Origin of the sequence: Lysinibacillus sp. FSL K6-3209 (genome assembly GCF_037976175.1) — a bacterium.
GTDB classification, from domain to species: Bacteria; Bacillota; Bacilli; order Bacillales_A; family Planococcaceae; genus Lysinibacillus; species Lysinibacillus sphaericus_D.
On the sequence record NZ_CP150264.1, the window covers coordinates 2,225,958 to 2,252,823 of the forward strand.

General features: G+C 38.4%; 25 protein-coding genes. 4 read left to right on the forward strand and 21 right to left on the reverse strand.

The features are described 5' to 3' along the window. Positions 1-137: 137 nt before the first annotated feature. From MHH88_RS10655 to MHH88_RS10670, 4 genes are all read right to left on the reverse strand, one after another. A complete protein-coding gene (locus MHH88_RS10655) occupies positions 138-956 on the reverse strand; it encodes a radical SAM protein (protein ID WP_339262892.1) in 819 nt (272 codons plus the stop codon). A gap of 21 nt (positions 957-977) precedes the next feature. Then, positions 978-1,511, reverse strand: coding sequence for a methylated-DNA--[protein]-cysteine S-methyltransferase (locus MHH88_RS10660; protein ID WP_339262894.1), 534 nt, complete (start codon positions 1,509-1,511; stop codon positions 978-980). Beyond that, positions 1,495-2,121 (reverse strand): bifunctional transcriptional activator/DNA repair enzyme AdaA, encoded by a 627-nt coding sequence (locus tag MHH88_RS10665; protein WP_339262896.1) that lies wholly within the window; start codon positions 2,119-2,121, stop codon positions 1,495-1,497. Before MHH88_RS10665 ends, MHH88_RS10660 begins: the two co-directional genes overlap by 17 nt. Before the next feature lie 86 nt (positions 2,122-2,207). Further along, a complete protein-coding gene (locus tag MHH88_RS10670; protein ID WP_339262898.1) occupies positions 2,208-2,921 on the reverse strand; it encodes a 2OG-Fe(II) oxygenase in 714 nt (237 codons plus the stop codon). A 178-nt stretch (positions 2,922-3,099) separates the two neighbouring features. Here MHH88_RS10670 and MHH88_RS10675 point away from each other — a divergent pair, with 178 nt between their 5' ends. Together MHH88_RS10675 and MHH88_RS10680 are read left to right on the forward strand one after the other, a co-directional pair. Further along, complete coding sequence (locus MHH88_RS10675; protein WP_339262900.1) at positions 3,100-4,011, forward strand: DNA-3-methyladenine glycosylase; 912 nt, start codon at positions 3,100-3,102, stop codon at positions 4,009-4,011. 324 nt (positions 4,012-4,335) lie between these two features. Next, entirely contained in the window at positions 4,336-4,956 is a 621-nt protein-coding gene (locus tag MHH88_RS10680; RefSeq protein WP_339262902.1) for a class I SAM-dependent methyltransferase, read from the forward strand. A gap of 187 nt (positions 4,957-5,143) precedes the next feature. On the opposite strand, the gene adhP is transcribed toward MHH88_RS10680, so the two are convergent. The 8 genes from adhP to MHH88_RS10720 all read right to left on the reverse strand — a co-directional run bounded on the left by adhP (position 5,144) and on the right by MHH88_RS10720 (position 14,735). Further along, positions 5,144-6,160, reverse strand: a complete 1,017-nt coding sequence (gene adhP / locus MHH88_RS10685; protein ID WP_339262904.1) for an alcohol dehydrogenase AdhP — start codon at positions 6,158-6,160, stop codon at positions 5,144-5,146. 331 nt (positions 6,161-6,491) lie between these two features. Then, entirely contained in the window at positions 6,492-6,986 is a 495-nt protein-coding gene (locus MHH88_RS10690; RefSeq protein WP_339262906.1) for a DinB family protein, read from the reverse strand. 140 nt (positions 6,987-7,126) lie between these two features. Beyond that, on the reverse strand, positions 7,127-7,876 hold the full coding sequence (locus MHH88_RS10695) for a glycosyltransferase (protein ID WP_339262907.1): 750 nt from the start codon (positions 7,874-7,876) through the stop codon (positions 7,127-7,129). Positions 7,877-8,101: 225 nt separating this feature from the next. Further along, positions 8,102-9,250: an MFS transporter gene (locus tag MHH88_RS10700; protein ID WP_258041012.1), complete on the reverse strand. Its 1,149-nt coding sequence runs from the start codon at positions 9,248-9,250 to the stop codon at positions 8,102-8,104. 278 nt (positions 9,251-9,528) lie between these two features. Next, positions 9,529-10,959: a PLP-dependent aminotransferase family protein gene (locus MHH88_RS10705; protein ID WP_103976620.1), complete on the reverse strand. Its 1,431-nt coding sequence runs from the start codon at positions 10,957-10,959 to the stop codon at positions 9,529-9,531. A gap of 85 nt (positions 10,960-11,044) precedes the next feature. Further along, a complete protein-coding gene (hemL, locus tag MHH88_RS10710; RefSeq protein WP_339263042.1) occupies positions 11,045-12,337 on the reverse strand; it encodes a glutamate-1-semialdehyde 2,1-aminomutase in 1,293 nt (430 codons plus the stop codon). Between the two features lie 180 nt (positions 12,338-12,517). Next, complete coding sequence (locus MHH88_RS10715) at positions 12,518-13,735, reverse strand: benzoate/H(+) symporter BenE family transporter (RefSeq protein ID WP_339262908.1); 1,218 nt, start codon at positions 13,733-13,735, stop codon at positions 12,518-12,520. A gap of 475 nt (positions 13,736-14,210) precedes the next feature. Then, positions 14,211-14,735, reverse strand: a complete 525-nt coding sequence (locus MHH88_RS10720) for a pyridoxamine 5'-phosphate oxidase family protein (RefSeq protein ID WP_339262910.1) — start codon at positions 14,733-14,735, stop codon at positions 14,211-14,213. Positions 14,736-15,075: 340 nt separating this feature from the next. On the opposite strand from MHH88_RS10720, the gene MHH88_RS10725 reads away from it, so the two are divergent. Together MHH88_RS10725 and MHH88_RS10730 are read left to right on the forward strand one after the other, a co-directional pair. After that, positions 15,076-15,834 (forward strand): class I SAM-dependent methyltransferase, encoded by a 759-nt coding sequence (locus MHH88_RS10725; protein WP_339262912.1) that lies wholly within the window; start codon positions 15,076-15,078, stop codon positions 15,832-15,834. A 65-nt stretch (positions 15,835-15,899) separates the two neighbouring features. Further along, positions 15,900-16,115, forward strand: coding sequence for a gamma-type small acid-soluble spore protein (locus MHH88_RS10730; protein ID WP_339262914.1), 216 nt, complete (start codon positions 15,900-15,902; stop codon positions 16,113-16,115). Positions 16,116-16,524: 409 nt separating this feature from the next. Here MHH88_RS10730 and MHH88_RS10735 read toward each other — a convergent pair whose 3' ends face one another. The 9 genes from MHH88_RS10735 to MHH88_RS10775 form a co-directional block, all read right to left on the reverse strand. Next, a complete protein-coding gene (locus MHH88_RS10735; RefSeq protein WP_339262916.1) occupies positions 16,525-17,805 on the reverse strand; it encodes an MFS transporter in 1,281 nt (426 codons plus the stop codon). A gap of 69 nt (positions 17,806-17,874) precedes the next feature. Further along, entirely contained in the window at positions 17,875-19,344 is a 1,470-nt protein-coding gene (locus MHH88_RS10740; protein ID WP_339263044.1) for an aldehyde dehydrogenase family protein, read from the reverse strand. Between the two features lie 104 nt (positions 19,345-19,448). Then, positions 19,449-20,585, reverse strand: a complete 1,137-nt coding sequence (locus MHH88_RS10745) for an acyl-CoA dehydrogenase family protein (RefSeq protein ID WP_339262917.1) — start codon at positions 20,583-20,585, stop codon at positions 19,449-19,451. A 19-nt stretch (positions 20,586-20,604) separates the two neighbouring features. Further along, complete coding sequence (locus MHH88_RS10750) at positions 20,605-21,852, reverse strand: acyl-CoA dehydrogenase family protein (RefSeq protein WP_339262919.1); 1,248 nt, start codon at positions 21,850-21,852, stop codon at positions 20,605-20,607. Then, entirely contained in the window at positions 21,837-22,250 is a 414-nt protein-coding gene (locus tag MHH88_RS10755; protein ID WP_069512601.1) for an OB-fold domain-containing protein, read from the reverse strand. Before MHH88_RS10755 ends, MHH88_RS10750 begins: the two co-directional genes overlap by 16 nt. Positions 22,251-22,261: 11 nt before the next feature. Further along, positions 22,262-23,425, reverse strand: coding sequence for a thiolase (locus MHH88_RS10760; RefSeq protein ID WP_339262920.1), 1,164 nt, complete (start codon positions 23,423-23,425; stop codon positions 22,262-22,264). A 19-nt stretch (positions 23,426-23,444) separates the two neighbouring features. Beyond that, positions 23,445-23,867 (reverse strand): MaoC/PaaZ C-terminal domain-containing protein, encoded by a 423-nt coding sequence (locus tag MHH88_RS10765; protein WP_339262922.1) that lies wholly within the window; start codon positions 23,865-23,867, stop codon positions 23,445-23,447. 67 nt (positions 23,868-23,934) lie between these two features. Beyond that, the gene (locus MHH88_RS10770) at positions 23,935-24,390 is read right to left on the reverse strand and encodes a MaoC family dehydratase N-terminal domain-containing protein (RefSeq protein WP_339262923.1); all 456 of its coding nucleotides are present in this window, start codon (positions 24,388-24,390) and stop codon (positions 23,935-23,937) included. A 4-nt stretch (positions 24,391-24,394) separates the two neighbouring features. Further along, the gene (locus MHH88_RS10775; RefSeq protein ID WP_339262925.1) at positions 24,395-26,563 is read right to left on the reverse strand and encodes an acetate--CoA ligase family protein; all 2,169 of its coding nucleotides are present in this window, start codon (positions 26,561-26,563) and stop codon (positions 24,395-24,397) included. Positions 26,564-26,866: the final 303 nt, after the last annotated feature.

Consider the following 26,866-nt stretch of genomic DNA (forward strand, 5'->3'; position numbering starts at 1 on the left):
CCACACATACAGTTGCCCATCTCGATAGCTCTCACAGCGCACAAGCATCGTTTATGTAAAATTCAGCAAGGATGCTTGCAATGGTCGTTCCGTTATTTGCAAAGCATCCATTTGTGATAGCCAATGTGCTATTATTTTTACGGCTCAAATCCTGCTTGACTTAGATAAACATCACTTTCTGGAAAGATTTTAATAAATTGATTATAGACATTATTAATTACATGTGGTCCGTACCAATCTTCTAAACCAAGTTGGGCATATTTCTCCTCCATATCAAGTTTTCTTGTGCGTTTTCCACCACTGCCATCTCCCAAAAAGTAGTCATCCAAACAGATTCGATCGACGAATGGTTTCAATTTCTCAGGAAAATATTCCCCACTTGGTAAAATGGGGGCTATAGCCACCTGGGTCGGGATTCCGTTGGCTGCTAATGTTTCTAATGTCTTAAAACGCGCCTGAATTGGTGGTGCATCTGGCGTAAAATGTTTACGTATTGTTTCGGAATCTGTCTCAATCGTTATACTTACTCGAACTTTCTCTTTAAATTGTTGTAGCAAATCAATATCACGGCTTACAAGTGGGCTTCTAGTCTGTACTAAAAGGAAGTTTGGGGGATCTGCGACCATCACTTCTAGTAAGGACCTTGTCACTTTTTCCTTATGCTCGATTGGCTGATAAGGATCTGTACTTGATGACATAAAAATGGTCACATTTCCTTTAGCTTTGGCGCGCTGAAGCTCCTTTTTTAATAAATTTGCAGCTCCGTTTTTTATATCGACCCAATTGCCCCATTCACCATCTCGAAAAAGTGCCACAGGCATTGCTCGTACATAACAATAGGAGCACCCAAATGAACAGCCTGTATAAGGATTTAGTGAATGCGTATAGCCAGCAAGAAAACCAGTTCCTTTATTCAGAATCGTTTTTGGATTTTTATAGAATAATTCACTTTTCATCCCAGTCCCCTCCATTCATCATCACTCGTAGCTAGTTGAAGTTCGCTTTTCTAACTCTAGGAGCTGTGTTTTCATTGCTAATCCTCCTCGATAGCCTGTTAATGAGCCATTCTTGCCAATTACCCGATGGCACGGTACAGTAATTAATACTGGATTGGCTCCAATCGCTGTGCCAACCGCGCGCACAGCTGCTGGTTTATTAATAGCATTGGCAATTTCTGAATAGGATTTCGTCTGTCCATAAGGAATGTCACAAAGTGCATTCCACACTGCTATCTGAAATGGTGTCCCTACATAATCAAATGGCATAGTAAATGTTTTTCGCTTTCCTTCTAGGTATTGAATCAATTCAACCATATAGGGTTCTAGCTTTTTATTATTTTCAATTAGTGGACTTTCTGGAAAGCGCTTCTTGGTCCACTCGATTAGCTCCTCGAATGCGCTGTTCTGTGAACTTACATACACTAACCCTTTAGAAGTGGAAGCAATATAAAAATGCCAATCTTCAAATGTTAGTAAAGCCCAATAGAGCGTTGTTTTATTGTTTGTTACCACTATCTTTTCCTCCAGTTATATGCATTTGTCGAAATTGTGCTGGTGTCAATCCAGTTTTCTTTTTAAATAACGTAATAAAATAAGGCGTATTCATCATTCCTACACAAATGGCGATATCTCCGATGGCTTTATTTGTTTGCATTAATAATTGTTTAGCCTCATGTACGCGAACTTGTTGTATATATCCAACAGGTGTTATACCCTTAATTTTTTTAAATGTGCGATGCATATGATAGGGGCTCCCATGACAAATTGTGGCTAACGATTCTAGGGTTAATTTGTCTGTGTAATTTTTATCAATGTAGGCAGTAATTAGCTCAATCCATTCGCTATCAGGCAATTTTTCATTCGTTGGCTTGCAACGTTTACAAGGCCGAAAATTTGCACGTAGAGCTTGTTCTGCGTTTTGAAAAATGCAGACATTTTCTTTTTTCGGGACGCGCGATTTACAAGATGGTTTACAGAATATCCCTGTTGATTTGACAGCATAGAAAAATTGATGATTATACGTTGGATCATTATTGATTATTGCTTGCCACTTTTCATCTGTTATCTGTTCCATATCATTTGAAGTTTTATCATGACACTCGTGATTGAACCTATCTAGCATTACGCTCACCTCTCTTTACACTATACTCCTTAGAAATTCCCAATGTACAATGCTTGAAATAGAATAGCAAGATATTGAAGTAGTTTTTATGTCGCATCATGAAAAATGATTCCAAGACCAAAACGTTCCCCGAAAGTAACCGTACTTACTCCGTGACGAACCTTATTTTTGTAATACCCTTTTTGACCAAGAACAACTCTATCGTTCGTAGGGAAAATAAGCGCACTGCCTTGATCTAAAGTAATAACATGTCCTCTACTTTGAGCACGAGGAATTTGTTCAACTAATAGCGATTCTCCACCGCAAAAATCTTTTTCACGTTGATTTAAGACAAAGACTACTTGGAATGGGAAAAATATATCGCCGTATAAATCTTGATGCAAACAATTAAAGCCCCCTGTTTCATACTTTAATAATAAAGGTGTTGGTCTTGTTTGCCCATTTTCTTCACAGATGTTCAAAAAATCTTGAAGGTTGTTGGGAAACTGTGCTGTTTTTCGTAAATACCCCAACCAACGATTCGCTGTTTTAGACAATTCTACATAGAAGACCTCTCTTAAACTTTGGACAATAGCAGGTAGTGGATAGGAAAAGTATTTGTATTCCCCATTGCCAAAGCGATAGCGTTGCATATTGATTGTTGTTCTGTACGGCTCCTTCTCAAGATACAACGCTTTTAGAAATTCACATTCCGCCTTTGTTAAAATCACGGGAAGCTTTGCAAACCCTTGTGCATCTAATTCATTTTGAATGGTGTCCCAATCTAAGTTTTCTACTCGTGTTTTTATCTCTTGAACCATTGTTACGCCCTCCTATTCGCATTCTTAATAACTAACACTATAACCGCATCAGTAGAAAAACATAAGGTGTTTAGAATGTAATAGCAAGATAACAAAATTCGTCTCGATTATGATATGGTAAAGTAAATTTTAATCGTATATGTTACCTAATAATCAGTTTATAGAGGAGAATGCAAAAGTGATATGGCATGAAAATAATGATGAGATGGTCATTCCATTACCTAACCATTTCGATATGAATGCAAATCTAAACTATCTATTACGAGAAAAAAATGAATGTATGTATGAGGTTGAGAACAATGTTATTACAAAGGTTATTGCTATAGGGGAAATTCGCTCCTTAGTACAGATTAGCGTAAGCCAACATAACCAAATGATTGTTCAATTCCTAAATGATTCTAGGCCGAATGATAAGCGGATACGACAACAAATTGTAAACTATATTTATGAATGGTTTGACCTTGAGAACGATTTAACGCCTTTTTATGATATGGCAACTACAGACCCATTACTTGAAATGCCTGTCCGAAAATTTTATGGATTGCGTGTAGTGGGCATACCTCATTTATTTGAAGCATTATGCTGGGGCGTTTTAGGGCAACAAATTAATTTAGCGTTTGCCTATTCCTTAAAGAAGCAATTTGTAGAAAGCTTTGGTGATTTTATCGAATGGAAAGGGAAAAAATATTGGTTGTTCCCAACGTACGAGCGCATTGCAAAGTTAACACCGTCCGACCTAGCAGATATCAAAATGACGGCAAAAAAAAGTGAATATATCATTGGTATTGCTAAATTAATGGCAAATGGTACTTTATCGAAGGAGAAATTACAAACAATGAACTTTAAAGATGCCGAAAAAAGCTTAATTCAAATACGAGGAATCGGTCCGTGGACAGCTAATTACGTACTGATGCGCTGCCTGAGATTCCAAACAGCTTTCCCAATTGATGATGTTGGTCTGATTAATTCGATAAAAGTATTACGTAATATGACGCAAAAGCCTACAAAAGATGAAATTTTAGCACTATCAGTCAACTGGAAAAATTGGGAATCATACGCTACCTTTTATTTATGGCGTGTTCTATACTGATAATGTTCTGATTATAGTTAAATGTCTTTGTCATATGTAAGTAGGAGGCATCGTTGTTATTACTGGTTTCAGACTGAAGTCAAGGTAGATTGTCTTCAATTTTTTTCTGTAATAAATCGCTGGAATCTGTGTGTTCATCCCACTTTATTAGACAATTATGTCGCTAGCTCTAGATGTCTAAGGAGGATATGTTCGAAGCTATAGTTTAGTATAATATTATAAAGAACATGTAGTGACAATGCCTTCGCTATACTTAGTTTACTTTCCTTAAGCAATTTTAAATGACTTTCCTTTAATTTTACTGATGAAAGATGGGATGACCGATTGAATAATAAGTGGAATAAGATTGTCTACAAAGTGGGCTCTTCTTTCTATGATAGATTTTTTAATACTGGTGTTTTTTTGAAGACGAGAAAAAAGATTTTTCAAGAAGTCCCTTTTCAAAGCAAGCAGAAAATCTTATTTGTTGGGATCGGTACTGGAGCTGATTTAGAATACATTGACTATATGAATTATGATATTACAGCCATTGATTATTCGCCTGATATGTTAGCTATCGCTAAAAGTAAATTCGAGCGCTCTGCTATCCAATTTATCGAAATGGATGCGCAAAAAATGACTTTTGAAGATGAATCATTCGATTATATTGTGGCGAGTTTAATTCTTTCTGTCGTGCCTGATGAACATAAATGCTTTGAAGAAATGATTCGCGTTTTAAAGCAGGATGGAAAAATACTAATTTTTGATAAATTTGCTGCTAAACATCAACGAATAACGGTAACAAAAAAGCTGTTAAGGCCCATTATAAGCCTATTAGGCACTGATATTGGAAGAAGTTTTGAGGATATGTTTAGCCAACAAAAACAAAGGCTTAAAATTATAAAGGATGACCCAGTTATGTTAAAAGGAATGTATAGATATATTGAAGTTATGAAAATTAAGTAACTATGACAGAAGCTTCTCTAATTAAATTAACTTAGAAACGCCTTTATGCATAAAAAATATGAATCTAGATGAAAGTAAGTTGCTTCCTTTCACTAAAAAACACAGGTATTTGTAAAGATAAAAGAAAGGCACCTCCTTTGTAGCGGAAGTGCCTCGTTTAGTTTATAAATTAATTGATAACAAGCTATTATTTCGTAAAGTCAATTACCATACGTCCTGTTATTTTACCTTGTTCCATCTCTTCCATAATCTCGTTAATTTCCTCGATTTTTCGTAATGTTACTTTCGGTACTACCTTACCTTCTGCCGCAAATTGGAATGCTTCTTGTAAGTCTTGGCGTGTACCTACTAATGTACCAATCACTTGGATACCATCCAGTACTAAACGAGGGATATCTAAATCCATTTTATCTACAGGTAAACCAACTGCTACTACACGTGCGCCTGCTTTTACCACATCAATCGCTTGATTGAACGGCGTTTTAGCTACAGCTGTGACCACGGTTGCATCTAAGCCTTTCCCATTTGTCAGTTCTTTTGCTTTCGCAATTGGGTCTTCATTTAATAAATTAACAATAGCGTCTGCCCCTACGTCTTTAGCAAATGCTAGCTTCTCATCATTGATATCGAACGCCACTACGTTTGCACCATAGACATGTTTGGCGTATTGCACAGCTAAGTTGCCGAGACCACCAATACCAAATATCCCGATCCATTGTCCTGGACGGATATTTGACACTTTCACCGCCTTGTAAGTTGTCACACCTGCACAAGTGACAGAAGAAGCGGCTGCTGGATCTAAATTAGCTGGAACTTTCACTGCATAATCAGCTGATACAATCACCTGCTCGGCCATAGCACCATCTACTGTATACCCTGCATTTTTAACATCGCGACATAGTGTTTCACGCCCTGTCGTACAATATTCACAATGTCCGCAGCTCTCATACATCCAAGCAATAGATACTCGGTCACCAACTTTTAGTGACGTAACCCCTTCTGCAACTTCAATCACTTTACCAATACCCTCATGACCTAATACAATCCCTGTAACATCACCGAAATCTGCATTTTTGACATGTAGATCCGTATGACAAACACCACAAAATTCTGTTTGTACTAATGCTTCACCATGTTTTAATGGTCTTAGTCGCTTCTCCTCTACACTTACTTTTTTGTCTTTCGTTACGACTGCTGCTATCATAATTAACATGCCTCCTTAAATGTAAGAAATCATTTTAATTAACAAGCGTGCATGCACTAAAGTGTGAATTCGCTTTCATTTTATAAAGGTTTTTAATTGAATTCAATTATTTTTAGGACGATTCATAAAAAATGAGTCTACCCTCATAGAAAAATACTATTATTTTAAACAAATAGAATATTTTTAAAATTAAATAAATCGAAAGCTGTAGGATGATTTTAAAAAAACCTCGCCCAAAAGCCTTTTAATAGTAATCAGCCTACAGAAAATGAAAAAAGAGCTGCATTATGCAACTCTTTAATCTTGATCACCCTTGCACCAAGATATTTAATTAGATTTCTTCATCGGCTGATGGTCCATAAAAGCCTGGCACCGCAATATCAAGAAGGCGTAAGTATACGCCCAGTTGTGCACGGTGGTGAACCATATGACTAATTCCAAAAGTACGTAACGCAAGTGCTCGCGGCTGTTGGCGTATAATATGATGGCCATGGCGAAGCGTCCATTCATCGCCGAGCGCTTTGTCATCACATTCGATGAGCAGCTTGCTAAGCTTTGTGACGTTTGCGTCAAATTCTTCTAGAATGTCAGATTGTTTTTCTATTGCTTCTCGTCGAAGTGGTACTGTTGAAAGATCCAACTCCGTGTGCTGAATAATTGTGATTTGCCAGTTTAGAAGATTGATTAGATGTGTGGCTAGTCCACCGAGGGTCATTGATTTATCATGTGGTCGCCATGACATATGCTCCTCCGGTAAGCGTTCCAATATGCGACGTGTAGAAGTTAGTTCTTGTGTTACGTCGCCGATGATTAATTGTTTACTCATATCTGTTCCCCTCTCTTTTAGCTATAAAAGAATAATTTCAATAAAAAAAGCGTTAATCCTGCATTGATTAACGTCTTTGTAAATTTTAATAGATGTTTGGTAAAACAGTTCCCTTTATTTCTTTCTCTCAACTTGATAGATTATCGATCATGATTTTCATAATAGGCTTCATCTGCATAGTGTTTATCTGTTCCTTTCAGATAAGCTAAAATTAATTTCGGACGTTTAAGTAACACCCAGTCTCCGTGTTTATCAAACTTTCTGCTGGAGGTAATCATACCATTTTGAATTGTTCCGTATTTTTGTCCTTTCTTTTTTCCCCACACTTTTAAGCGTTTAGCAAAATCAGCATCTTCCGCCATAAGCAACTCTTCATTAAATCCGTTAATGGACTTAAAATCCTCTTTGTAGCACCAAAAAATGCCCACGGATATGGCGCCATATTTAATAAGTAAGGGTCCTATCAATAACATAGTTGAAACGAATATCCCTAAAGACATTCTTTCAAATTTCCCTGTAACTCCTCCGCCAATATACTTTCCCGAGCTCAAGTTTTGCACTACCTTTGTAAGCATATGCTCATTCATCTGTGTATCGGCATCTATTGTTACAATAATTTCGCCCCTAGCTCTTTCAACGCCTGTGTTCCTAATTTTAGAAAGATTTTTATCGTCATTATCTATTGTGATACAGTTATATGATTTCGCAATTTCTTCTGTTCTGTCTGTACAGCGATTTAGCACAACAATGATTTCAACTTCATTTTGGAGTAATTTTGACGCTTTTGAAATAGAGTCTAAGCATTTTCCAATGTACTTTTCTTCATTATGAGCGGGTATAATAATAGAAATGATTACGTCCTGTTGATTCTTATTTGTTAAAGTGTCCATCCAATCTCCCCCACCATTATATTTAATAATAGTAATCTCATTAAAAATATATTCAAATGAAAATGTGAAAATGCCTGCTTGATCTATAGTGCTAAAATCAAAATAAAACTAGCCTGCAATCTTACGTGGCTAGCTTTATTTTAATGTATTTTACAAATATATGATATATTTTCCGTTTATTGTATTCGCTTTTTAAGCTTGATTGGACAAAAATTGCCCATATTTCTACGTAGTTTTTTGCCATTTAAAGGTCAGAAGCGCTACTATTAATGCGATGCAAGTCATTGTGCCACCGATAATGGCATTTATTTCAGCACTATATGCATCAATGGTAATGCCCCCTATTGTAGAACCTAATGCCATGCCAATATGAGCACCAGAATTATTTAAACTTTGATGGATATCTGATGTAGTCGATGCAGTAGAAACAATATAGCTTTGAATCGCAGGTTGTAGTGACCAACTTAGTAGACTCCATAATAATATGGCCCCGACGAACAGAACAACGGAAAATTTTAAGAACGGAATTGCAACAATCGTTAATGTAAAGAAGGACAATACGGAAATAATCGTTCGTTTTGCACTAATACGATCAGTAAAATATCCACCTAGTAAACTCCCACATATGGAGGATATACCGATGATTAAATACATCAGGCTAAGAGACTTCTCTGACAAATGTAGCGTGGACTGAAGAAATGGTGTTAAATATGCATATAAAGTCATATGACCTGTAAAAAACACGATAGAGATTGAATGAATAAGTAAAATCTTTCGCTCCTTTATCGCCTTTACTTGGGCTTTAATAGGCAATTTCTTCTTGGGCTCAATTGTTCCTAATACAAAAAATACTATTAACATCAGCATTAATGTCAAAATAGCAATAAAAAGAAATGGTGCCCGCCAACCTAATTCGCTGCCTAACCATAAACTAAACGGAACACCAAACACGAGGGAAGCACTAACCCCCATTAATACAAGGCCGATTGCTCTTGCTGTATAAGCCTCATCACTTATTTGAGAAGCGATGGTGATACATAACGAAACAAGTAGCGACGCACACATAGCTGATAAAATTCTAGCGCTCATAAGAACAACATACATATCACTCAACACAATCATCATATTAGACACAAAGAAAATAAACAAAACGATGAGAAATAATCTTTTGCGCTCCATCATTGAAGTTAAAGATAATAAAATGGGGCCTGATATGGCAAAACTTAATGAAAACATGGAGATTAACATTCCTACTTTGCCATACGAAATATTTAAATCTTCCGCAATCAGTGGAAGCAACCCTCCAATTACTAATTCAACTAGACCAACTATAAAAGCAATCGTCGATAATAGGTAAATTCTTTTATCCATCATTTCACTCCTCTAAAAAAATACAAAAAGCAGCGCCCCCAGTTTAGGAGGCGCTGCATTAAAACATTTTCTTTGTCAATTCGCTAACATGACATCCAAAGTCATGTCGCCTTATTCAATTAAAAATTTCTTAAACAAAAATACCATTTTGCCTTATTGGTTGTCAATTATATTTATGTATTGCTTTCATATCAACATATGGGGTTGACTGTGGCAGTTCAAGCAACATGGGCTCATTCATAAAATTTGATTGTTTGTAAAGCCAAAGAGATATTTTTCAATTATAAAAGTATCTTGGCAAGGCGGTTAATGCCTTCTTCAATTGCGCCTTCATCAACTTTAGCAAATCCCAGTACCCATCCTTTTCGATTCGTTTCTAAACAATACTTACTAAGTGGATAAACGCGAATTCCCTTGTCGAGCGCTAGGTTTGTCATCGCTTCTTCATCAAACGATTCTTCAGCTTCAAGAAGCATATGCAAGCCTGTTTCAATGCCACTTAGTTTAAAACGTTCAGCTAGTCCAGTTGCCATGATGGCCTTGGTCATTGCTTCATGTCTGCGTCGATATACATTTCTTGCTCTCCTCATATGCCGCATAAAATGACCGTGCTCAATAAAATGACTAAGCGTTAGTTGTTCCATTATCGGCAGATGTCGATAGGTTAGGGCTTGTACTTGAGCAAGCTGACGAATGGCATCCTTTGGCCCAATCACTGCCGAAATGCGTATGCCTGGTGCCACCATTTTGGAAAAACTCATCATATACAATGTGTTCTGTGGTTGTTGGCTGAACAAAGTAGGAAGCGGCCCACCACGATACCTAAATTCGCCATCATAATCATCTTCTACAATCCAAAATTGCTCTTGCGCAGACTTTTGAAGCAATTGTTGTCTACGTGGTTCAGACATAATAACTCCAACTGCACATTGGTGAGAAGGTGTAACAAAAATAAGCTTACTTTGCGGATGAATACGATTTACTTGTATTCCATACTCATCAACAGGTACGGAAACGACATTCATTCGCCGGTATTTCATGGTCATCCAGGCAGCAGGGAATCCAGGATCTTCAACAGAAACGGTTTCTCCTTCCGTTAACAGTGCTTGTGCAATTAGATCAATGCTATGCTGTGCACCAGAAGTTAAAATGATTTGGTCAATATCTACATGAACACCTCTTTCAAATGTTAGATAACGTTGAATCTGTTCACGGAGCGGAGTAAAACCATAAGGGTTGCCATAACCCCAAGTGGTCAAATCTGCTTCGGATGAAGCCTGTAAAAAAGATTGTCTCCAATTTTTTTGGAAGTGCTCGTCTAAATAAGGCTCATGAGGACAAAAATCAATTTCTACATTTGGATTTTCTGTGCCTCTAAACCAACTGTTTAATTCATCAACTGCCGTGTTTAATAAAGGTAATGCTGGCGTAGATGGTCCATGAGAGGTAGTTTCTTCTGCCGAGTTAGCTTTCAATCCCCATTCACTTACCCTTGTTCCACCACGCCAATTAGTAACGGTATAGCCTCGACTAAATAATTCCTCATAAACAATTTGTATTGTTGAGCGTGAAACGCCGACTAATAAGGCAAGCTCTCGGGATGGAGGAAGTAATTCACCTGGTGGCCATTTTCCAGTTGTTATATGATGGATAGCCTGATCCAGCAACTGTTGCCAAATCGGAATTTTATCTTCTCGGTTTACTTTTAACATTTTCATTCACTTCCAGTTAAATGATGCGAACATTCATACAGTTCATCATGATTATACATGTGATAACGCCCTCATATTCCACTTTCTAAAGAAACGCTGACATTCGTTGAAAAGCTATATCTGCAGCATGAATTGTTTCATCAATATCATGTATGGAATGGGCAGTCGATAAAAAGATGCTTTCATATTGTGAAGGCGGTAAAAGTATCCCTTGTTTCAGCATTTCAACATAGAAATGACGAAACATCTCTGAATCTATTTTGCGCGCATCATCAAAATTTTGTAAAGGTTTATCTGTAAAGGACAAGCCAATCATTGTTCCAGCTTTAGTTGTCATCAGCGGTATATTGGATTTACGGGCAACTGTTGATAATCCTTGAATAAGTCGATCTGATAGCTCTTCAATATAGTTGTAACTATCATAGGTTAATTTATTTATTGTAGTATATCCTGCTACCATCGCGATTGGATTACCCGATAAAGTGCCAGCTTGATAAATATTGCCTTCCGGTGCAATCAGGTTCATAATTTCTTTTCTGCCGCCATATGCGCCAACGGGCATGCCTCCACCGATTATCTTCCCTAAGCACGTTAAGTCAGGCTGAATGTTATAAAGCCCTTGAGCAGAGTGATAAGCAATACGAAAACCAGTCATTACCTCATCAAGAATAAATAGCGCTCCATATTTTGAAGTGAACAAACGTATTGTCTGTAGAAATTCGGGGTCAGCAGGTATGCCTGCCATATTACCTGCAAATGGTTCCACTATTACCGCTGCAATTTCTGAACCATATGTATGAAATACACTACTAAGTGCTTCAATATTGTTATACGGAACGGATATCGTGTTTTTTGTAATTTCTAACGGTACACCTGGACAATCAGGAAGACCTAATGTTGCTATTCCTGAACCAGCTTTTACTAATAGATGATCACTATGTCCATGATAGTTTCCTTCAAATTTAACAATTATATTTTTGCCTGTAAAACCTCTAGCTAGCCGAATAGCACTCATTGTTGCCTCTGTACCAGAGTTAACCATTCTAATCTTCTCTATGGACGGAATTCGAGTAGTGATTAATTGTGCTAGCTTATTTTCTTGCAAAGTGGGCAATCCAAAACTGGTCCCCTTTTTTATTGCTTCGAGTAATGCACTAGCAACATCCTTATCTGCATGTCCATGAATTAATGGTCCCCAAGAAAGGATATAATCTATATACTTATTCCCATCAATATCATATATTTCTGACCCAATTCCATGACTAATAAAAATCGGATCGATTCCAACGGATTGAAATGCTCTTACTGGACTGTTTACACCACCAGGCATTAGTTGTTTTGCTATTTCGAATGCTTCTGTCGATTGCTGTGTATTGATTTTAAAAACCACCTTTCATAATAGAGAAAACTATTAGCTATATGCTCATCTAGAGGATCAATTGATTCGTTTCTATTTAAATATCTCTGTAACAACTGTCCCCTTTTTTCTACAAACAAGACTCTATTATTTTGCTTTTTAAAACATGTCACGTTACATGTACATAGTTTTCACTTGAAACTATTTTTGTGGTGCCCCATTCATATTTTGTGTTTTTTTAAGAAATTGAACATTAATTAATAAATGTGCTCCTAAACCAGCTACAAGCCCCCAAAATGCCCCTCCTACGCCAAGTAATGTAACATTTGCGGCAGTTGCCAAAAAAGTAATGAGTGCAATTTCGCGTCCGTTCGGATTTGTTAAAGCATTAGCAAGGCTACTACCAATTGTACCGAGCAATGCTAATCCAGCTAATGTGGCAATAAACGTTGCAGGAAGAATTAAAAACAATGCAGCCAATGTTACCCCAAAAATTCCAACAATTATATAAAAAATACCACAGACAATTCCTGCAATATAGCGTTTCGTTGAATCTTCATGAGCGTCTTTTCCAGTACAAATTGCGGCTGTAATTGCGGCAATATTAAACGCATGTGATCCAAATGGTGCTGTTAGGAGCGAACCCAATCCTGTTACAATTAAAATCGGATTCGCACTCGTTTTAAATCCATCATTTCGCAACACTAACATTCCTGGCATATATTGTCCCGTCAAGGTAATAATAAAAAGCGGCAAAGCAACGCCTAATAAGGCATGAAGAGAAAACGCTGGAACAACAAATACTGGAGAAGCAATGGCCAATTCGACATTGCTGAAATCTACCTTGCCCATACTTATCAAATAAATCAATCCAATTACTAAGATACCGACAATTGCATAGCGAGATGTAAATCGTCTTAATAGGATATACGCAGTAAATAGGACAATTACAAGTAAAGGGTCAACTTTCGCACCACCAAAGGCCGAAATACCAAACTGCAATAAAATACCTGCTAAAAGGCCTGAAGCGATGCCTGGTGGAATAAGCTGGACAAAACGTTCGAACATTCCAGATAATCCTAAAAAAACAAATGCTACAGCAGATATAATATATGCGCCAATTGCTTCAGGATAAGAAGTGACCGCCAAAGCTGAAACAAGAAATGCCACACCTGGTGTTGACCAAGCTGTAATAATCGGTTCGCGGTATCGATAACTTAACCAAATACCAGTTACTCCCACACCGATGGAAATCGACCATATCCATGAAGCAGTCATTTCAGGACTCAGGCCAGCAACCTTAGCAGCCTGAAACACCAAGATAAAAGTACCTCCATAGTTTACTAACACAGATATAAAAGCAGCTATGGTGGGTGATAGCAAATCACGCAAACGCAGTGAAACGGATGTTGTATTCATACACTTTCCCTACCTTTCATTCCAATAGTGGTCAAACACTTTCTCTCTACTCATAAAAATAGCATTCATTCTTTAAAACCAAATTTGAAAACTCCAGTGATTCTTACCTGTCAGAATGTCCATTCCATACATCGGGGATTTGCTATTATTTGTGTATCAGACTTACCAATGTCATCATTTGACCTTTTATTATGTAATGTTTCAAATAGAGATTATTGTTCAGTTAGATACTGCATTGCTATGCCCCCCTTTTTATTTGTTTTATTAAAATGAACGCTCTTAGCATAACGAATAACGGACTGTGAAAAAACATCCAAAAACACAATTTTCACCAATCCATAAATGTTGATAATTCTTCGGATTATTAAATTCTATGAATTGCACTAATCGTTTTAGTTAAATCAAAACACCACTTACCTATGTGATATAGGAAGTGGTGTTTAAATAAATTTACCATAGTTTATGAAATATATTTTTATATTTTAAACATTTGCCCTACTTCAATAGGATTTTCTTTCGCGGTCATTTGTTGTGGATTAATCCGATAAACTTGAACTGGGCCACCGAAAACAGCTGAACGATATTTGTCCACATGTTGCTCAGATAAAGGACGATTATAATAACCAGGCACATATTTATTTAGCATCTCTTGCAACATATGTGTAGCTTCATCCAAATCGTCGATGGGTTGAGCCTTCCCAAAAACGATGACGCTCATATACGCAGTGTCCGTCTTTGCGGGCACTGGATTAGTAATCGTTCCATATTCTTCGCATACTGTAAAGCAGACTTCCTGATTTTCATCCATAACTTGATTGCGTCTTCCGCCAGTAGCTCCGTGGAAATAGAGCATCCCATTTGTCCAAACAAAGTTAAGTGGAACAACATAAGGCAAATGACCGTCAGCCATTCCTAAATACCCAATTCGAGCTTGCTTCAAAAATACATTAATTTTGTTTTGATCTAATACTTCTCTTACTTTGTAACGTACCTCAACCATTGATATCCCTCCTACTTGTCGTATTATGTAATCTTATCAACGTTTGGATGGAATAAAAACGTCCAAAACTATCGTCAACAAGCAATCCAATAGCCAAAGCCAATTTGACAAATGTAGAAGGTCATTGCAACAACATTCCATTGAATAATGGGTACAAAAAAGGCAGAAATCCTAATGATTTCTGCCATTCCGTATGTTTTTTTATAGATTTAGTAAAGAAGACATGCCTCTATCTACATCTTAACAAAGAAGGAATTATAAGTCTATTTATTTTAGATAGTGCGTGTGATAATAAGGTTGCGCAAATACTTCATAACGTTGTGATGAATAGAAGGGTATAATGAAACAGAATATATATGATAACAATACGTTCTTTAGAAAATATCAAGAAATACGAGCACGAGAACATAATTATAACATTTTACTGGAACAACCCAATTTTTTGACATTACTACCGACACTTAAAAATAAAATCGTATTAGATATCGGATGTGGTGTAGGAGATTTTGCCGTTTATTGTCTTGAGCTCGGTGCAAAATACGTTACAGGAATTGATATTTCTTCCAATATGATTGCACATGCAAAAACACATCATGTTTATGACAATCTATTGTTTGAACAGGTTGCATTTGAAGAGATGAAAGTGCCCAAGGGAACCATTGATTTTATAAGTAGTTCTTTAGCTTTTCACTATATTGCAGACTTTCAGTTACTTATAAAGAAAATCAGTACCGCATTATGTGAAGGTGGAATTTTGTTATTTTCAATAGAGCATCCAATTGTAAGTGCTAATATGGGAAAAGACAATTGGATAACGGATGCTGAAGGGAACTCACTCTATTTTGCATTAGATAATTATCAGAATGAAGGCTTACGTACACAACATTGGTTAGTTGATAATGTTGTGAAGTATCATCGTACACTATCAACTATTATAAATACGCTGATTGAACATGGCTTACAAATCGAAAAAATGGTGGAGCCAATACCAACTAAAGATGCAGTATGTAATTTACCAAATTTAAACAAAGAATTTCGGCGACCTTCGTTTTTAATTATAAGAGCCAAAAAACATCGAAGAATAATCACCAAAAAGTAAGTGTCTAAAAAATAAAGGATAGATTATCACCTTCTGTACAAACTAATGTCAGGAGGTGATTTTTAATGAACTATCAAAATAAAACTGATGTTAATCAAGTAAAACAGCAAATCCAACAAGCAGAAGCGAACAAATTACAAGCTTCTGGTTCAGCGAATGCAATGGATGTAGAATTTGGAAATGAAATGGATATAAATCAAATTAAACAACAAATCCAACAAGCAGAAGCAAATAAAAAATTTGCTTCTGGTCGTTTTGCAAACGAAAACAATTCAAAATAATCATCATCTCTAACCGGCAATCTTTTTTGCCGGTTTTTCTATTCCGAACTCTTTTTTAAATGAATAAACGAATTGTTATTACTCGGCTACCACCGCTTCTTGTATTAATTCCAGCAATTTTTACTAACGTAGTCTATAACGAGTAGAATTTTCTTCTTTCCTACATACCTAAATGAGTCAATTCTTTTAAATGTTCGTGTTTTAGTGCATCACCCAATTGTCCAGTCGCTGAACAAAACGCATTTTTTAGTTTGAAAGACGAACTTTAATGAATGTTTATATAAATATAGTTCGATATTTCTTTTTTTAGAAAGCTCAAAGTTGCTCCTCTGTAAGAAAGACATGCATAAAAAGAGAGCTTCTCCTTGGAATAAATGGAGGAATCTCTCTTCATTAGAATTGACCGTTATCAAATACCTTCCATACTTTCTTCTATAGCCATCTCTTCAACAGTTGAGTGCTTTTTCTTTTTCATGACATTTGCTATTAAAATACAAAGCATGCTTAGTATAAATAAGCCTAAAAATATGAACCACGCCACTTTGTAACTTTGTGTAAGATCATAGATAAGACCGGAAACGATAACACCAAGTGAACTCGTTGCTACGAAGAATATTTGGACAACACCGAAAATAGCTCCAAAATCTTTTTTGCCGAATAAATCATCTGTCATAAATGGAGGGCCAATTGTCGCAATAACAATACTGAAGCCGTAAGCGATAGCAAAGACAAACGCAAAACTCTTAGCGTTAGCCAGCAACAGTGACACCATCGCTATCGTCATACAACTACCTACAAAAAGAATGCCTCCGGTTGTTCTAAACTTATCAAAAATAGCACCAAGAATAAGCTTGCCAACCGTATTGGATAAAGATAAAAGTCCGAAAATTGTACCTGCAAATAGCGCTGGATGACCAATATCCATTAAATATGCGGGGATATGCATTTGTACGCCACCTGCAACAAGTGCAAAGCAGATAACACCGAAAATAAATAACCAAAACATGCCCGATCTCTTTGCCTGTGCTAACGTGACACCGGATTGTTCCGTATTTGCTTGTGTGATTTCTGCCCGATTGGCCCCAAACGCAATCGTCCCTTTTTCAGCAGGACTTTTCTTTGTGAAAAATAAGATCAATGGCAGTGAAATCACTATAATTAGCACCCCGGCAATAATATAAGTTGTTCTCCAGCCATAATTTGAAATGAACATGGTTAAAATTGGGCTAAGTGCAGCTGTTCCAATGCCTGAACCTGCAAATGCTAATCCCATAGCTAGCCCTTTTTTCTCATAAAACCAATTCGTTAGCATGATGGAAATAGGAATATTCGAAAATCCAGCAACACATATCCCGATACAAAAGGCAATGACGCCAAAATAGACAGCCGATTGTGCGAGAGAATATAACATAAAGCCACACCCTGCTAGAATGATACAGACAGACATGATTAACTTCATATTGCCTTTTGCAAGTAGCTTGCCCATAAAGGGAGAAGCGATGGCGACACCTAGACCACCTACTGAGAGAACAATTGAAAACGTTGTCCTCGTTAAGCCTAATTCTGTTGTTACCGGTACAAGAAATAAACTGTGTAGAGAATTGACAATCGAAAATGCCGAAAACATAATCAAGAAGCTCGTTAAAACAATATACCAGCCATAAAATAGACCGTTATTCCTTTGTGGCATACTCGTCCCCATTTCATTTTTTCTTGTTCTACGAATTATATTCCCTACCTATTTTTGGTTTGCTCCATACTAGCCAATTTGGATATAACACGTTTTTTCTCGTGTAAATTCGCGTACAGAGTCTGTCCCAAAACCGCTCGCTTTTTGACCGCCAAATGGTAATTCTGTGCCAACGATTCGGTACGTATTGACCCAAACATTGCCCGATTCGATTGCGCGAATCATGCGATGTGCACGATTTAAATCGGATGTCCAAATACCAGCTCCTAATCCGTATTCTGTATCATTTGCAATCGCCAGTGCTTCTTCTTCCGTATCAAATGGGATTACCACGGCAACGGGTCCGAAAATTTCTTCTTGGCATACATGTAAGTTATTACCCTCTACTTTGATTAAGGTCGGTTCAATCCAATAGCCTTCCGCCAATGTATCTTGACCTGATAATAAGTTAGCACCGCCGAAGCGTCCACCAATCAGGATTTCTCCGCCTTCTTGTTGCCCAAGCTCAATATACGAACAAACTTTTTTATATTGCATCTCATTGGCAACGGGTCCCATAGGTGTTTGCATGTTTAAGGTATCGCCCAACTGAATATGCGTAGCGATTTCCTCTTTCATCAAAGCAATCATTTGATTTAAAATAGAACGTTGAATTAAAATCCGAGAACCGCCAACGCAAAGTTGCCCTGCATTACCGGTAAAAATCCCATTGACCGTGACACCATTGGCTGCTTTCGCTAAATCTGCATCCTCGAAAACAATATTAGGTGACTTCCCACCTAATTCTAAAACCATCGACTTAGGGTTTTGTGCAGTGGACTGCGCGATTGCCTGTGCCGTTCTTCCTGATCCTGTTAAACTCACTTTGTTCACGTTTGGATGTCGTACAAGCGCATCGCCTACTTCCGCACCTGTACCCGAAATAACATTTAAGACGCCTGGTGGTAAGATACTTTGAAGAATTTCACCGTAGCGAAGCGGGGCTGCTGCTGCCAACTCTGATGGTTTAATAATAACCGTGTTTCCACCTGCAAGGGCAGCCGCGGCTTTCACCGTAAATGTCCATAAAGCTGAATTCCAAGGAATAATACCGACGACAACGCCAAAAGGTTCCCGTATTGTAAACCCTATTGTATTTGGCCCAAGTTGCACGGTTTCCCCTTTACTCCCTATATGAATAGCAGCAGCGGCCGCATCATACCACATATTTGCGAGTACCGGCATAAGTCCGTACTTCGTTTCCCGTATTACCCAGCCATTATCTTTTGTTTCCAGTTCAGCCAATTCATCTCCATATTGGGCAATGGCATCACCAATACGTCGTAAATAACCCGCTCTTTCACTAGCAGGAAGAGCTGACCAATCTGGCAGGGCTGTTCGAGCGGCATGTACTGTCGCGTCTACATCTTCAACCGTGCTACAAGGAATGGTCGCCCAAACCTTACCTGTTGCTGGATTATAGCTATCCATTTTATTACCTGAAGATGATGGAATGACTTTACCGTTAATGACATTTTGATAGTCTTTTACAGTATTCATTGTTTTCAATATTTTTCCCACCCTTTCAAATACAAGATGACTTCCTTTCCATTAGGAAAACGATGCCGTTGCTAACGGTTAAGAAGCAGAAAACCAGTTGGATGCTACCAACCTAATGCCACTGCTGTCTGCTCATAATATTGCTGTGTACTGCCAAGGTAATTTTCATAGAAACGCGCTCTTTTCACATAAAGATGACAATCAATTTCTTCTGTAAAGCCGATGCCACCATGAATTTGAATGCTTTGAGATGCAACTTTTATAAATGCTTCTGTTGCAAATAAGCGCGCACTTGAAACCGCTTCAACTTTATCTTCCGCATTACTTTCTATTGCCCAGTTTGCATAATAAGCTAATGAACGAGCTGTTTCTAAATCCATTTTCATATCGACTAAGCGATGTTTAATTGCTTGAAATCTGCCGATTGGTTGGTTAAACTGCTCACGAATCGTGGCATATTCAACTGCCGTTTCTACAATTTTTTCTACACTGCCAACAATAGTAGAACAAAGCGCTGCATTAAATGATAATAGACTTTCTTGCAATGCGTCCCATCCTTGATGAACAGTGCCCACAATTTGCTGACTGGATACTTGCACATTATGAAACGTCACTTCTGCAAGCAAACGTGTTTCATCCATATTTTTTTGACATTGCATTTGCATAGACGCCTCATCACAATCAACGATTACAAGTGATATTCCTTGCTTGTCTTGCCCTTCTGCCGTTCGCACTAGAACAAGCAAGCTATTTGCTAGCTCTACATCAGGCACTAACGTTTTCACCCCATTTAACGTAAGAACGTCTCCATCTAATGTGCCATGTACTTGCACATTAGATGGCTTGTAGTTACCGCCAGGCTCCAACCATGCCACTGTAAACGTATGGTCGCCGCTCGCAATTGCTGATAAGTATTTCGCTTTTTGCTGCGCTGTACCGAATTGCTCCAATAATGGTACAACTAAAGCGTTTGTTTCTAAAAATAACCCTGGTAGCAATGCGCGACCCGTCTCTTCTAGAATAGGCACTAAATCTAACTGACCTAGCCCCATACCGCCATACGCTTCAGACACATTGACACTCGTACAGCCTAGCTCAGCTAAGCCAGCATACAGCTTCTGAAATGAACTAGTGTTGCCTTCGGTAAACTCACGTGCCACTTTTGTTTGACCGACATCATCTAAATATTTGCGTACATAACTTCGAAACATTTCTTGTTCTTGATTTAACGAAAAATCCATATTAGCCACCCCCGCAATATTATCGACCCATATCCTTTGGTAAACCTAGTATTCTTTCAGCAATGGTATTCTTTTGTATTTCACTTGTGCCCCCACCAATCGTCTGACCGAAAGAGTATAAATAATTGTCCTGCCAATAGGAGCGATCAATCAATGCATTTTCTTTCCATAGGATGCCATGATGACCTTGCATCGAAATGGCTTGAGCAAACAGTTCTTTCGTCAATTCACTTACAAGCAGCTTATCCATCGAGCTTTCTGCACCAGGATGACCATTTTTTAATTGCTTCGTTAAATTACGATAATAATTTAACAGGGAACCACGAGAACGAGTATACAAGTCCACCATTGTTTTTCGAATAAATGGATTTTTGATCAGTGGCTCATCATCATCATTTAAGTCCTTCGCTAATGCCACTAAATCATGAAATTGTTGTTCTAACGTAAATACTTGACCACCAATTCCCGTTCTTTCATGCATTAGCAGTGCAATGATTACTTTCCAGCCTTCATCTACTTGACCGATAATTTCGGCATCGTAAGCGACAGCATCATTTAAATACACTTCATTAAAATCTTTTTGACCATCCATTGAAACAATTGGTCGCGTTTCCACTCCTGGCTGGTGCATATCTAACAAGAACACCGTAATGCCTTTATGTTTTTTCTCGAATCGGCTCGTTCTTGTAATTAAAAAGCAACGATCCGCCACATGACCGAAACTCGTCCAAACCTTTTGCCCATTAATAATCCAACGATCCCCATCTTTTACGGCAGTCGTTTGAATAGCGGCTACATCTGAACCTGCATTTGGCTCTGAATAGCCTTGGCACCAAACTTCTTCCCCTGTAATAATCTTTTCAATGTATTTTTCTTTTTGTTCTTGTGAACCGATTTGCATTAAAGTCGGCGCAACCATATGGAGCCCCACATAATTAATTAACGGTGGCGCTTTCACCCGTACCATTTCTTGTTGATAAACAATTTCTTCCATCAATGTCGCATTGCGGCCACCGTATTGTTTAGGCCAGGCAATCGCAGCCCAACCACCTTCATACAGTTTCTTTTGCCAATCTCGTAAAAATAACTCGTATGCTTTCGATTCTTTATCTAGCTGTACATCTCCTTGCAACCATCCATCAGGTAAGTTCGCTGCCAACCACGTTCTTAACTCTTGACGAAATTGTTCTTCCTTTTCCGTAAATGAAAAATCCATCGAATCATCCCTTTCTATGAATATTTTAGATTTACTTAAGCTTGTATCCATTGAGGAAGCGCACGATCTTCCGTAATATCTTGCCATATCATTTTCACAGGCATGCCGATTTTTATTACTTCTGGTGGACAATCTAGCACATTGCCGATTATCTTAACCGCTTGTAAATGGTCTAACTGTACGACCGCAATAATCGTCGGCAAATCGTCTTGAAAGCCTGGCAGGAAAGGTCTATAGGACACTACATAGGAATAAATTGTTCCTGTAATATGACAACCTTGGCTTTCCCAGTTCAGTGCAGTGGACCCGCATTTTGCACAAGCTGGACCTGGCGGGTGGTTATAGGCATTGCATGTTGCACATTTTTGTAGCATTAACGCATGACGATCCGCCGCATCCCAATATGGTTGATTATCTTGTGTTTTCAGTGGAATTGGTTTTTGATACATGACTTTCCCTCCTAGTTTCTTAAAATCATTGCCCCTGCAATATCAGGACCAGACCAACCAGTACAAATACCGATTTCACAATTTTTCACCTGTCGATCTGTTCCTTGATAGTCATGCCGAATTTGACGAACAATTTCCAGCACATTGTTCATACCATGTGTATAGCCTTCTGAAAGCATGCCGCCTGCTGTATTCGTTGGTAGCTTACCCCCCATTTTTAGGTTGCCACTGGCAACGAAATCACCTACTTCGCCACGTGCTGCAAAACCGTAGGCTTCTAACTGCCGTAATACAACCCAACTAAAGCAATCATAAATTGAAGCGACCTGAATATCTTGTGGTGTCACCCCAGCTTTTTTATAAAGAGAAGGCGCTACAAAGTCAGATGCCACTTCATCTAAATTCGTCCAATAATGCGCATGTGATACCGTGCGTCTCGCTTCGATGCCCATAATATAGACAGGTTTTGACTTGCAATCCTTTGCTTTTTCAGCGGATGTGACGATAATCGCATTGGCTTCATCTGATTCTAGGCAAAAATCATGTTTCGTGAATGGATAGCTTAAATGAGGTGTTTTTAAATACTCTTCCATCGATAAAGGTTTCCCATAGAAGAACGCTTTCGGATTACGTTGAGCATGTTCATAAAAGCTTACACAGACATGCCCTAAATGTTCTTGTGTAATGCCAGTTTGTTGCATATGGCGCGTTGCAAATAAACCGAACCATTGCCCTGGTCCACCAGCTCCATACGGAATAAAAAAGCTTCCGCCATCCATCGCACCTTGTAGCATATTGACATCCCAGCCACCGCCGCCCATACGAACGCCAGAACGACCATTCATCGCACGATAGATTAAAACGGTATTAACTTGACCTGTTTCAATTAAGCCAATGGCATCCGCAATTAACATCTCTGTACTACTGCCGCCGCCCATAATATCTTTTACATATTTTGGTCGTACTCCTAAATAGGTTGCTAATTGATGGGACGTACAAGAATCATTTTCCGAGTAGCTCATAAAACCATCAATTTCTCGCGCTTCTAAACCTGCATCTTTTAATGCAGCTCGTGCAGCGTCTAATGCTAAATGTAAAGGTGTTGTACCAGAATTTTTTGAACGTTCACTTTCGCCTACCCCCACAATGGCATAGCGATCTTTAATAGTAGCCATATTGCAACCTCCTTGTTTCCTATAGTTCAATCAGTTGTAATGTCGCTTCACCAAACCCTACAATTTTCCCTGGTGCTTTCTCCGCATACAAATCCAAATCAACGAATTGTTTTGCTTGTTCTTGGTAAATTTTTTTGACGATAGCCAAGCAGGTAATTTCATCACCAGGTCTCGTCATCGCACCAAAACGCATGTTAAAATTCGTGAGCGTAGCAGATGTACCAGCAAGTTCCATAACGTATTGGCCAAGAAAGCCCATGACAAGCATTCCATGTGCAATCACGCCAGGCATTCCTATACTTTGAGCAAATGCATCATCTGTATGTAAAGGATTAAAATCCCCTGATGCACCCGCATACTTGACAAGCTGAACTTTTGTAACAGCAGGCTTTACAAGTGGTTCCAGCTTTTGTCCTTGTTGTAATTCTTTGAATTGAAGCATGATATTTCCCCCTTAGTTATCGAGTGAAAGTTGAACGAAGAGCGTAAATCTTCGTTCAACAGTATTGTTATGCTTTACTATTGGCTAATGCGCGATAAATGATATTGGTGCGACTAATTACGACAAGCTCACCGTTTTCATCTTTCATTTCTGTATCCATTACTAAAAACTGCATCGGTCCATTTTTTCCTTCTTTCTCGTAGACGTTTGTTACCTTCATTTGACAATGCAAACGATCCCCAGAGCGAATTGGACGCTGATAAATAAACTCTTGCTCACCATGTAGCATGCGACTATAATCCAATGGCAAGTGAATGCCCTGTCCACTGTCAGCACCAATCGCAACTGGAAAGCTCGGGGGCGCAATAATACCCCCGTAAATGCTTGATTTAGCAAAGGCTTCATCTACGTATAATGGATTTGGATCGCCGATAGCTTCTGCAAACTGTCGAATATGCCTTTTTTCTACTTCAAAAACATAGTGTGGTCCTGTTAAACCAATTAAACGTTGATCTAGTTCCATCTATTTACCTCCCGACTACTGACTTTTCAAAAACATCTTTATTGATGACAATCATCGCGTCCGCCGCCTTTACACCGTCTTCGTAAACAATTAATGGATTGATGTCTAATTCTTCTATCACCGCTTCATTTTCGGTAACAAGCTGCGATACCTTGAGTAAGACATCAATAATGGCTTCGATATCACTCTGTGCTTTGCCACGTGCTCCTTTTAAAAGCGCTTTCCCTTTTACTTCTTCAATCATTTCAACGGCATCAGCTCTCGTTAGTGGTGCGACCCTAAATGAAATATCTTTAAAGACTTCAACAAAAATACCGCCTAATCCAAACATCACGACAGGACCGAAATTTGGGTCTTTTGTCGCACCAATAATCACCTCTGTTCCTTCTGGTAGCATTTCTTGTACGGCAATGCCATTGATCTGCGCATCTGCTTTATAGGTTTTCGCATTGTGATAAATTTCAGTAAACGCTTTCATTACTTCGTTCGCTGATTGTACATTAAGACGAATAGCATCGGCTTCTGTTTTATGAGGGATATCTGCTGAATCGACTTTTAAGACAACGGGATATCCAATGGCATTGGCAAATTGGACCGCTTCCTCTGCCGTAGTAGCCACCGTACGTTTCGTTGTTGGAATGCCATAGACATCGAGTATGTCAGTCGCTTGTGCTTCGCTTAGTGTTGTTCCACGGATATGTGCAATGTCTATCCGCTTGATTGTCGTGTCCTCTTGTTGGCGCATTTTTTGCTGATGCTTTCGATAACTTTCGCTATATTCCACAAGCTTCGCTAAACCTTTAATTGGATTTAAATCACCTGGTATAACGGGAATGCCATTTTTCTCTAGCGTCTCTTTCCCTTTAGGAACAGACATACCGTCCAATGGGAATGTTGTAATAAAAACGAATTTATCCGAGTTTTTACATAGCTCAATAAACTCCTGAAGGTATGGATTATCCGCTTCCCAGTACAATGGAAATTCCGTTAAAATAATATTATGCACTTCTGGATCAGCAATGAGTGCGCGTAATGGCGCGATATACAGCTCGGGATTGGTTACTGAAGCGGCTGCCGTTAAGTCGATTGGATTGCTGGCACTTCCGAAAGAAGGAATGTGCTTTTTAATCTCTGTCTTCGTCTTTTCACTTAGTGGTATAATGTTTAATCCTAAACCTTCGCAGCGATCTGCTTCGTTAATGCCCCGTCCACCAGAACTAGTAATTAACACCGTATTTTTTCCTTGTGGTAGTCGATTGGATAAAAATAATTTTGAAAAAGTAATAATATCTTCATAATCATCGACCCTGACAATGCCACTTTGTCTAAAAAATGCATCATAAATTAAATCTGAACCAGCTAAGGAGCCTGTATGGGAAGCGGCTGCTCTACTGCCAGCTGTACTTCTGCCCGTTTTCATTAACGCGATTGGCTTTTTGCGATTTAGCGCTTCTTTTGCTAAACGTCGAAGCTTTTTAATATCTTTGGCCCCTTCTAAATAGCCTGTAATCACTTTTGTTTTGGGATCATGAATCATATATTCCACTACATCCGAAAATTCTGTTTCCATTTCGTTGCCGACACTTGCAAAATAATTAAAGCTTAACCCTTTTTGTGCAGCGGCCATATATGTTAACACGCCAAATGCTCCACTTTGGGAAACGTAGCCTACTGCTTTTTCTTCATGCAATGGCACTGCCAAAATCGCTGGTGAAAATGTGCCAATCATACCATTCGTTGTGTTCACTAGCCCTACACAGTTCGGGCCAATAATACGAATGCCATGTTCTTTCGCAATGGTCGCTAAATCTTGTTGTAACATGACCCCTTCTTCACCAATTTCAGCGAAACCAGATGCGAAAATAATGGCAGCTTTCACTTTCTTTTTGGCACATACTTGGAGATTATCCTGAATGTGCTCTGCCCCTACACAAAATATGGCTAAATCTACGTCATCAGGCACAGCTGTGATCGAAGGGTAGCATGGCAGGCCTTCTATTTCACTAGCTTTCGGATTAATTGGATAAATATCTCCCTTAAATCCACCATCTATTAGCGCTTTCAATTGAATATAGCCAATTTTATATGGATTGGTAGAGGCGCCCAGTACTGCCACAGACTTTGGATTAAACAAAGGTTCTAGCGATTCATAAGCTTTCAATTCTTTCTTCATTATTTCACCTCGGTTTCGAATAATAGAAAATCACTTTGATTATGTTGTCCATTGTATCGAACGTGCTTTCAAGACAATGAAAAAAAGAAGCTGTAAAATAATTTAATTATTAGGGAGTGAAAAAAAGAAAAATAGGTGAAAAGCATAGGCAAGGCAAGGGTTAAAATATTTTTATTTTCTTTAATGCACACATTAACCACGACATCTACACACGATGACCTCGACTTAAGGGGAGGATAACAGTAAAAACTGCAAAATGAAGATTATCACACAACAAAAAAGAGGATATAGGTGGTATAAAAA

Coding starts and splice junctions, on each gene's coding strand:
- MHH88_RS10655 (WP_339262892.1), bottom strand. CDS start 956: ATGAAAAGTGAATTATTCTATAAAAATCCAAAAACGATTCTGAATAAA.
- MHH88_RS10665 (WP_339262896.1), bottom strand. CDS start 2,121: ATGCTAGATAGGTTCAATCACGAGTGTCATGATAAAACTTCAAATGAT.
- MHH88_RS10670 (WP_339262898.1), bottom strand. CDS start 2,921: ATGGTTCAAGAGATAAAAACACGAGTAGAAAACTTAGATTGGGACACC.
- adhP (WP_339262904.1), bottom strand. CDS start 6,160: ATGATAGCAGCAGTCGTAACGAAAGACAAAAAAGTAAGTGTAGAGGAG.
- MHH88_RS10690 (WP_339262906.1), bottom strand. CDS start 6,986: ATGAGTAAACAATTAATCATCGGCGACGTAACACAAGAACTAACTTCT.
- MHH88_RS10695 (WP_339262907.1), bottom strand. CDS start 7,876: ATGGACACTTTAACAAATAAGAATCAACAGGACGTAATCATTTCTATT.
- MHH88_RS10700 (WP_258041012.1), bottom strand. CDS start 9,250: ATGATGGATAAAAGAATTTACCTATTATCGACGATTGCTTTTATAGTT.
- MHH88_RS10705 (WP_103976620.1), bottom strand. CDS start 10,959: ATGTTAAAAGTAAACCGAGAAGATAAAATTCCGATTTGGCAACAGTTG.
- MHH88_RS10715 (WP_339262908.1), bottom strand. CDS start 13,735: ATGAATACAACATCCGTTTCACTGCGTTTGCGTGATTTGCTATCACCC.
- MHH88_RS10720 (WP_339262910.1), bottom strand. CDS start 14,735: ATGGTTGAGGTACGTTACAAAGTAAGAGAAGTATTAGATCAAAACAAA.
- MHH88_RS10725 (WP_339262912.1), top strand. CDS start 15,076: ATGAAACAGAATATATATGATAACAATACGTTCTTTAGAAAATATCAA.
- MHH88_RS10730 (WP_339262914.1), top strand. CDS start 15,900: ATGAACTATCAAAATAAAACTGATGTTAATCAAGTAAAACAGCAAATC.
- MHH88_RS10735 (WP_339262916.1), bottom strand. CDS start 17,805: ATGCCACAAAGGAATAACGGTCTATTTTATGGCTGGTATATTGTTTTA.
- MHH88_RS10740 (WP_339263044.1), bottom strand. CDS start 19,344: ATGAATACTGTAAAAGACTATCAAAATGTCATTAACGGTAAAGTCATT.
- MHH88_RS10745 (WP_339262917.1), bottom strand. CDS start 20,585: ATGGATTTTTCGTTAAATCAAGAACAAGAAATGTTTCGAAGTTATGTA.
- MHH88_RS10750 (WP_339262919.1), bottom strand. CDS start 21,852: ATGGATACAAGCTTAAGTAAATCTAAAATATTCATAGAAAGGGATGAT.
- MHH88_RS10755 (WP_069512601.1), bottom strand. CDS start 22,250: ATGTATCAAAAACCAATTCCACTGAAAACACAAGATAATCAACCATAT.
- MHH88_RS10760 (WP_339262920.1), bottom strand. CDS start 23,425: ATGGCTACTATTAAAGATCGCTATGCCATTGTGGGGGTAGGCGAAAGT.
- MHH88_RS10765 (WP_339262922.1), bottom strand. CDS start 23,867: ATGCTTCAATTCAAAGAATTACAACAAGGACAAAAGCTGGAACCACTT.
- MHH88_RS10770 (WP_339262923.1), bottom strand. CDS start 24,390: ATGGAACTAGATCAACGTTTAATTGGTTTAACAGGACCACACTATGTT.
- MHH88_RS10775 (WP_339262925.1), bottom strand. CDS start 26,563: ATGAAGAAAGAATTGAAAGCTTATGAATCGCTAGAACCTTTGTTTAAT.